Origin of the sequence: Neisseria sp. HMSC068C04 (genome assembly GCF_001810105.1) — a bacterium.
GTDB classification, from domain to species: domain Bacteria; phylum Pseudomonadota; class Gammaproteobacteria; order Burkholderiales; family Neisseriaceae; genus Neisseria; species Neisseria flavescens_B.
Window position 1 is genome coordinate 60850 of record NZ_KV800003.1, and the last position, 1621, is coordinate 62470.

Sequence of the window (1621 nt, forward strand, 5' to 3'; positions counted from 1 at the left end):
AGTAAAAGGCCGTCTGAAAGTTTCAGACGGCCTTGCTGTCTGCTTTAGTTGTTTTGTAAAGCTTTTAGTAGCTCTTTGATGCTTTTCTCGCGTTTACTTGTTAACCAGTTGGGCTGGTGTTTCTGTAAAACGGGTTTTAGAGCCAGTTGCTCGGTAATTTGCTGCCTGTCTTGGCTGCTCAAGCGTCCGTCCGTTGCGGCCTGCTTCAAATCGGTCTCCAATTCTTTAAAGTATTGGCTGCTTTCGTTGTCGCTGCCGCTATATTTTTTTCTCCCTGTATGATTTTGAGCCATTTGGCAATGAGTTGCTCATGCGGCGACAAGGCAGCCGTTTGCGCTTGTTCGGCAATGGCTAAGGCTGCTTCTTTTTTGTTGCCGACGTATTTTTGATATGGGTTATATGGATCTTGTGTATCAAAATAGCCGTAACCGGAGGAAGTTTTGCTGCCCATTCGCACATACAAATTTGCAGATGTCTGCCATCCGACTCATAATCTGTTTCTACGTCCAGCTGAATAAATCATAACGGGGCTTTCCCCTTAGACTATAAATATAAAGTTATCATCATGAATCTGCTTACATTGCCGTCGCAACTTCCTATTGCACGCTACCGTTTTACTTTCCAACCGGATACCGAGCTTGTGCTTCCTCCTTATGCAGCCTCTACTTTACGCGGTGTTTTCGGCCATGCCTTGTTGAACACCGTATGTACTTGTTGGGAACCTTCCCAAGACGGGGTACATCCTGCCGATTGTCCGTACAGCCATATTTTCGCTACGCCCTACAACGACAAGTTGCCGGGAAGCCGGAAACATCATCCGCCGCAGCCGTACGTCATCGAAACGCCGTTTAAGCAGCAATTGCAGATTTACCCGGCTGGTTCGGATTATCAATTTCAAATCGTGCTCACCGGAGGCGCCAGGCATATGCTGCCGTTGATTAAAGCCGTATTTGAGTATGCTTTTAAGAAAGGAATTGCCCGGCAAAATGTCCGGTGTTCGCTAAAGAATCTCGAAGTCGAAACCCCTGACGGCTGGCAAGGCATTTTGGAGCATGGCATGATCCCGGTGCATCCAAATACAATCAGCCTTCCCCAACATTTCCCGTCCGATGTTTCCATTCAGTTGTTGACCCCGCTGACGATACGGTACGACAAAAAGGTGATGAAAGCCGAACAGCTGACCGAATCCATGTTCTTCCGACAGGCAATACGCGATATTTCTGCGATTGCAACGACGCATTGGGAAAATCCCTTGGAGGGCAGGTTTCAAGAATTAATCGGGGCGACAGAGCTTGTCAGGGGGAGAAAATCTTTATCTGATACAAAATGGAAACGTCATTCCAACAGGCAACAGCGCGATATGACTTATCAAGGAGTAATGGGAGAGTGGACTTTCTATGATCTTCCTGCGGAATTGTCGGCTTTACTTTATATTGGACAATGGCTGCATATCGGAAAAGAAACTACATTCGGGCATGGAGGCTATCGGATAACGGCCGGGCTGTAAAATCACCGGCCTTTCGGCCTGATAAACCAAAGGCCGTCTTATAGATGGCCGTTTCTTATAAAAAATGCCGTCTGAAACCTTAAATACAGGTTTCAGACGGCATTTGTTTACCGT

Annotated in this window: 2 protein-coding genes; one reads left to right on the forward strand and one right to left on the reverse strand. The window is 46.9% G+C overall.

Features of this window, described 5'->3' with window-relative positions:
* Positions 1 to 44 precede the first annotated feature (44 nt).
* A complete protein-coding gene (locus HMPREF2700_RS11725; RefSeq protein ID WP_141745858.1) occupies positions 45 to 293 on the reverse strand; it encodes a hypothetical protein in 249 nt (82 codons plus the stop codon).
* Positions 294 to 565: 272 nt separating this feature from the next.
* Between HMPREF2700_RS11725 and cas6 the strand changes: the two genes are divergently transcribed.
* Positions 566 to 1507: a CRISPR system precrRNA processing endoribonuclease RAMP protein Cas6 gene (gene cas6 / locus HMPREF2700_RS10640; protein WP_070592015.1), complete on the forward strand. Its 942-nt coding sequence runs from the start codon at positions 566 to 568 to the stop codon at positions 1505 to 1507.
* Positions 1508 to 1621: the final 114 nt, after the last annotated feature.

Coding starts and splice junctions, on each gene's coding strand:
- HMPREF2700_RS11725 (WP_141745858.1), bottom strand. CDS start 293: ATGGCTCAAAATCATACAGGGAGAAAAAAATATAGCGGCAGCGACAAC.
- cas6 (WP_070592015.1), top strand. CDS start 566: ATGAATCTGCTTACATTGCCGTCGCAACTTCCTATTGCACGCTACCGT.